Here is a 6,483-nt window from a genome sequence, read left to right as displayed (position 1 = left end):
CTGCTAAGCTGACTACAAAAACTGTGCTAGCACGAACGGGAACTATGATTGGCTCTGCGGCTTACACGGCTTCGGAACAGTTGATGGGAAAAGCGATCGCAACCAGCGATTTGTACAGTTTAGGGGTTACCTGTATTCATCTACTTACCAATGTTCACCCCTTTGATATGTTTAATAGTCTAGAAGGGAAGTGGGTTTGGGTCGATTACCTCAGGCAACCTGTCAGTGAGCAGCTTATTCGCATCCTGAACAAAATGGTAGAAAATTTACCAGACCAACGCTACCAATCAGCCATTCAAGTCCTAGCAGCACTTGGTTTACCAGAGGATTTCGCTGCTATACCAGTAACGTCTTTATCTACAACAGTTACCCCTAAGTTTGAGACTCCTACTTGGAAATGTGTACATACCTTTTCTGAAGAGTCGAGTGGAATTAATTCTATCGCCTTTAGCCCGAATGGACAAACTATAGTTAGTGGTAGTACAGATAAAACTATCACGATCTTTAACTGGCAAGCTAAAACAGTGGTAGCCAAACTTTCAGGACATTTAAATGTGATTGAGGCGGTTGGGTTTAGTCCAGATGGAGAAATTATCGCTAGTAGCAGTTGGGATCATACCATTAAACTATGGCATGGGTATACGGGAAATTTAATCCATACCCTTTGTGGACATTCTGCTTGGGTAAAGTGTCTGGCAATTAGTCACAATGGGCAACTTATAGCTAGTGGTAGTGCGGATCAGACTATTAAGCTTTGGATGCTGAAGAAGGCATCATTACAGACAACTTTGTTTGGCCATTTAGGAACCGTTAATACAGTAGCTATTAGTAAAGATGGACAACTGCTAGCTAGTGGTAGTGCTGACAAAACCATTAAGCTTTGGAATTTAGTAACTGGTAAGCTTGCCGCAACGATTACTGGACATTCGGCATCGGTAGAGTCACTCACCTTTAGCCCTAGTGGTCAAATTTTAATTAGTGGCAGTGCTGATAAAACCATTAAGATTTGGTTGCTGAAGAGGGATCGGTATTTACAAATACCAAAAAAACCGTTGCTTACTCTCACCGGACATGGGAATGCTGTTAAATCTATTGCCATTAGCCCTCAAGGGAATACCTTAATCAGTGGTAGCGCCGATAAGACTGTCAAAATCTGGCATCCTGGTAGTGGTGAATTGCTCTATACTCTCACGGATCATTTAAGCGCTGTCACTACCGTTGCTATTAGCCATGATGGTGCTACCATTGCTAGTAGTTCTCAAGATAATACTATTAAAATTTGGCAGTTTGAGTGATGTAAGCTATCAGCCGTCAGCTTATGCGCTACGCGCACGCTACGCGAACAGCTTATGCGGGCTGACGGCTGATAGCTGATAGCTTACAATCTATGATTGTTTCCGACGTTTTAAGGTTGAGGCAAAAAGCCACCCTCCTAGACCCAACATTCCCATCAATGTTGTTGGTTCAGGAACAAGTGTATAGGTGACAGTTCCACTTCCGAGAATAGGCTGGCGCGGCTCGTCTTCTGGAGTATAGAAGGTAGGATCGAAACCGTCAGTGAAATCACCATTAGAAAAACGGAAAAAATCTCCAGAGAATTCACCAACGGCGGTAAAAGGATGATAAACTACATCGTAATCTAACCCCAGTAATTCTCCGTTTAGGAAATTGACAGTTGGGAAGTCTGGGAAACGCTCGTCGTCCTCTTCATTTATTCGAGGATCACTAAATAGGGTAATTGACAAACCATCGTCAACTCCTAAACTCTCAGCTCCCACCTTAGTCAAACTTGAATCGTCAAAGGTAAACTCACCGTTGTAATAATCAGGATTGGGGGCAATATCGAGTTCAGAAGAGCCAGTCAGGAAAAAGCTCTTTTCCAGATTCACTGTGAAATTATATTTGACAGTTGCTGCTTCAACGAAGTTGATTCCGACTACCCCTAAGCTTAAGCTACCGCCAACGATCGCTGTTGCTACTTTAGTTAAAGTCTTGATTGTCATTGTTATTCTCCTAGTACAAGAAAAAAAACACCAAAAATTTCACCTCTTTTCCAGCTAAGAGGGAAGCACCCCGTGCCTGGATTTGTAGATTTCTCACTACCGCGATCGCATCATATGGGTATAAGGGTTTTTGTCATGGAAAAATCTTTCCTTTAGACATAAAATTGCTGGAAAATCTGCTATTGTTTCCGACGCTGTAAACTTGAAGTGAAAAGCCACCCTCCCAGACCCAACACTCCTATCAATGTTGTTGGTTCAGGAACCGTGGAAACTTTGGCAAATTGTCCTTTTGTTTCTAACTCAGTTAGTCGATCAATATAGGTGTCACCAACCTTGCCCGTCTCAATCAGTTCCTGGGTGGTTCGAGTCGGAAACGCAACATCTTCATGGCTACTAAAACCGATAGGAAAACCAAACTCATCCAACCAATCATCTACATGGACGTGAGGCGTACTACTTTGCGGTGGTTTTGACCAGAAGGTTAAACCATCGCTTCTGGAGCCATCTCCAATGTTGATTCCATCTGGGTCAAAGTAAGTCCCCGATTGGAGTATTTGCTTTGTTTGAGTATCAAAATTGAAGTTAACCCCTGCATCGAAATGATTATCGGTATAGGTTCTCAAAAAATTGCCTTGAGGATCAAAAAATGAGACAATCAGAGAATCTAAGTCACTGGTCCTGACGATTCCATCGGTATAACTTTGCGTTTCGTCATAGCTAAATAAACCGGTAACGCTAAAGCCAGCAATTTGACCTGTCCAATCAAATCCAAAGGTAATTGCCTCAGCTACGGTAGGGATAACGATGCTTAATGCTGTACTTAGGGTGATAACGGCTGTCTTTAAATAGCAAGACATAAGTTTAAACCTCCTAGAATCAAATGATCTGCTTTCGGCAGAAGGAGTTAGTAGTCAGTATTTAGTAGTTGCTAAACTCAAACTTACGAAGGATTTCTGAGTAAACATTTTTAACTCCTTCTTTTGAACTTATTATTAGTTTAAAAAATTTGCATTTTAAAACCGAATATGCTCTGATAAAACCCAATGTTAAAAGCCCCAAAATTGAATTGAATTCAGGAATGTGAAGCAGCTCAATAAATCGGGTATAGCATTATTGGGTTAGGGTAAGCATTGAGCTAATCTGCTACAGATGGTGGTATAGATTGTGCTTTTGAATAAAATGGGTAAGCATTCGTTTAATCTGAGTTACATCGTCACAGCGTCGAAGGCTGTGCCACAAAGCACCTCAAGTAGCGTGGCCTTGGCTTTTGGCTTTTGGCCAACGCCTGAATGCTTACTACCAAATAGCGGACGAGAAAAAAATGTAGGCATTGGTTGAACTGCTCTAAATCTCGAATGCCTCCTTATTAATAGTTTTTATCAATTAACGCCGATTTTAATCTATCAAGATTTTTAATAAAACTCAACCCTCAACTATGAAGATAATATAAAAATTTTATAAAGATAAGATGAAGATACCTTGACAATTTAAACTGATACACCTCAGAGGGTCACCACTGGACTCTGTTTATGATACAATTAAAGATTATGATTTAAAGCTGAGGGTAAAATTACGAGTAATCATCTGTTGCTAGAAACGATTTAATCAGGTTTTCAGCCTGATTGTTGAGGGCGACTTGCTCTGGGTTGAGCTCACTTTCTTTAGGGTAGAGTCCCGAGCACCGAACACCCATCACTTAACCCCTGTCTACTTTTCAGCCTTATTGTCACCTGATCAGCTGATCTACCTAGGCTTGCTGGGCTCAATCGTTACTCAAACCCTTAAGTAACCAAACCTCAGGGGAGAAAAATTTTGCTATTTGTTGACCTATATTGACTATAAGATTCATCAACTATTAATAAATTATATCAATTATTGACTAGTTAGGGAATAGGGAGCAGGGAGCAGGGAATAGGGAGTAGGAAAGAGCTCCAAAGAGTGTTTAATGTTGTGATAAATTAGCACTATTATTCATAACCTATTTATATATAGCGGTTCTCATAGCTATCATGGCAACCTCTCTAATCAATCCTAATCAAGATTTCGCTCTTTGGGCTGTGTTGCTGTCAGCAGCAACGATTGGATTCTGGGCAGAACGGACTCCTTGGGGAGCTAAACTATCTGGGGCTGTTGTCACCATTTTGGTAACGTTTATCCTATCTAATCTTAGGATTATCCCACCGGATGCTCCCGCCTATGGGGTGGTCTGGTCTTACTTAGTTCCATTAGCTATTCCTTTACTACTATTCCAAGCTGACTTGTTTAGGATTGTGCGAGAGGCTGGACCTACTTTAATTGCCTATGGAATTGGTGCAGTGGGAACAATTTTAGGCACAGTAGTAGCTTACTATCTGATTCCTTTAGGAGAAGAAGGTTGGAAGTTGGCAGCAATTTTTTGTGCTACTTATATTGGTGGTTCAGTTAATTTTGCGGCAACCGCTGAAAGCACTGGGTTACGAGCAGGAGATTTACTCAGTGCTGGGGTAGCAGCAGATAATTTAGTGATGACCTTGTACTTTTTAGTGCTGTTTTCTTTACCTTCCATTAAGTGGCTACGGGGAATTTTTCCTAACCAGCGCTCCCATGAAAATACTCATTCTAGTCAGTTTAGTATCTTTGATTCCCAGTCTCGACAACAACTATCTGTTTTCAAGATCAGTTTGGCATTAGCTATTAGTATGATTGCTTGTGCTGTAGGTTATGGTCTCGCTAGCTGGTTGGGCTTCAACAAAGGGGGAATTCTGGTGGTAACGGTTTTAATTGTGATGCTAGCGACAGTATTCCCAAGTTATTTAAGTAGGATAACGGCTGCAGAAAAAATTGGCTATCTGCTGATGCAGGTATTTTTTGCTGTAATTGGAGCCAGCGCTAATGTGGAAATAGTGCTACGAGTGGGATCAGTTCTGTTTATCTTTGCTGGATTAATTCTCGCCATCCATTTGTTAGTGTTACTGGGAGTTGGGCGATTGCTGGGTTTGGATTTAGCTGAATTGGTGATTGCGTCGAATGCTAATATGGGTGGGCCAACTACAGCAGCGGCTATGGCGACAGCACGGCAGTGGGATAAGCTAGTTACTCCAGCGATTCTCTGCGGTACTCTGGGTTATGCTGTTGCTACGTTTATTGGTGTAGGATTAGGGAATTTTCTGCGCTCTTTGGGTTGATATAGAAGTCCTAAATGATTCGTAAAATAGCAAAAAAATATCGCTATAAACCAATACCAGCAACTATTTTATATTTTGCATATTTGACAAATGATTGAGAATTGCTATATAGTATTACTAAGGCTGATAAGCAAACTGATAAGCATTAAGTAATTTCCCCTAAAAAATGTGCTTTTGGGATACTGTATTTGGGGTAATACTAAGTATCATAACGGACTAATTGTAATTTTTAATATCCTAGATTGGCGAAAGTGCTGTTAAAAAATCAATAAATGATGTTATGAAAATACTTTATAACACAGAAACAAAGAAGCTTGAAGCTGAATTTAACTGGAAAATTTTTATTCTTCCATTTTCCACTTACCAAGCTGCATTGGGACTTGTTAAATATGTAGTAGATTTAGTCAAGTCACCAGGTAATATTTTTAAAAATGATAATGAAATTATTCAAAATGATAGTGAAATCATTAGGTCAATCATTGAGGAGGGACGCAAGCAAAACGTTGATGAAATGGAAATTGAGATGAGCCGTGATGCTGCTGCGGGAATTAATGTAGATGGTATACAAGGTGTCGATGTGACATTCGGAAGCAAAGGGAAAATAAATTATGTCATGAAGATCAAATATAAGTCTGATGACTAATCAAGCTGTCTAGTTATTCTCAATAATTCCTATTTAATAACATAAAAGTCAACGATGATAAAAGCTGAAAAGCTGTGGTAATCAACTTTTAGGTGCGACCCGTGGCGAATTTAATTCTTAATCCGGAAAGCGCACCTTTGCCTTTTGCCTTTTCTCTCTTGCCTGGCCCATAGCGCTATATCACAAAACCCAAGGCAATTTAGCAGAAGAATTCCAGGGTTTTTGCCAAGGAATACCACCAACTTCTAATCCACATAACTTACTTTCAGCTATCAAAATCGGTTCAACGTTATCCCCACGTCGTTGTTTAAGTTCCAACTTCAGGTTACCTTGCATAGTATCTCGGCAAATCAAATTTAATCCCTGTTCCGTCGGAGCTAGTAGAGGTGTACCAGGATAGTCAGTTGTACCAGTTAACTCTACTTCATACTCACCATTGCGCCCTTGCATCTGCCAATTTCCCCAAGGCTCAATCTGCCAGCTTACTTCTGAATTCCAGGGCACGAATTCATAAAATTTACCTTCGTAGTGAATGCCAATCAAAGCAGCAGCTTCTGCCAACCCCACTACTTCCCGTCTACCACCACCAGCAGTCAGAGCCAGGTCTGGTTGATCGGTAAAACTGTTGCAATTGAGCCAAAACCACTTCTTAGGAAAAGCACGACCCCAATTT

General features: G+C 40.7%; 7 protein-coding genes. 3 read left to right on the top strand and 4 right to left on the bottom strand.

The features are described from left to right. A partial coding sequence (locus F6K49_RS33640) for a WD40 repeat domain-containing serine/threonine-protein kinase (protein ID WP_293103630.1) occupies positions 1-1,295 on the top strand: 1,295 nt, incomplete at its 5' end. Between the two features lie 90 nt (positions 1,296-1,385). Here F6K49_RS33640 and F6K49_RS33635 read toward each other — a convergent pair. The 3 genes from F6K49_RS33635 to F6K49_RS33625 form a co-directional block, all read right to left on the bottom strand. Further along, positions 1,386-2,003: a PEP-CTERM sorting domain-containing protein gene (locus F6K49_RS33635; protein WP_075904053.1), complete on the bottom strand. Its 618-nt coding sequence runs from the start codon at positions 2,001-2,003 to the stop codon at positions 1,386-1,388. 179 nt (positions 2,004-2,182) lie between these two features. Further along, positions 2,183-2,860 carry a PEP-CTERM sorting domain-containing protein gene (locus F6K49_RS33630; protein ID WP_075904055.1) on the bottom strand — a complete coding sequence of 226 codons (678 nt, stop codon included), beginning with the start codon at positions 2,858-2,860 and terminating at the stop codon, positions 2,183-2,185. A gap of 348 nt (positions 2,861-3,208) precedes the next feature. Continuing rightward, positions 3,209-3,334: a hypothetical protein gene (locus tag F6K49_RS33625; protein ID WP_269087082.1), complete on the bottom strand. Its 126-nt coding sequence runs from the start codon at positions 3,332-3,334 to the stop codon at positions 3,209-3,211. Between the two features lie 678 nt (positions 3,335-4,012). On the opposite strand from F6K49_RS33625, the gene F6K49_RS33620 reads away from it, so the two are divergent. Further along, complete coding sequence (locus F6K49_RS33620) at positions 4,013-5,167, top strand: DUF819 family protein (RefSeq protein ID WP_293103627.1); 1,155 nt, start codon at positions 4,013-4,015, stop codon at positions 5,165-5,167. 280 nt (positions 5,168-5,447) lie between these two features. Further along, positions 5,448-5,810: a hypothetical protein gene (locus tag F6K49_RS33615; RefSeq protein WP_293054789.1), complete on the top strand. Its 363-nt coding sequence runs from the start codon at positions 5,448-5,450 to the stop codon at positions 5,808-5,810. Positions 5,811-5,990: 180 nt separating this feature from the next. On the opposite strand, the gene F6K49_RS33610 is transcribed toward F6K49_RS33615, so the two are convergent. After that, positions 5,991-6,483 (bottom strand): tocopherol cyclase family protein (locus F6K49_RS33610; protein WP_293103624.1); only part of this gene is annotated, 493 nt, incomplete at its 5' end.

Source organism: Moorena sp. SIO3I6, from assembly GCF_010672095.1.
Note: the sequence above shows the minus strand (reverse complement) of the source record. Positions and strands in the feature narration are given on the sequence as shown.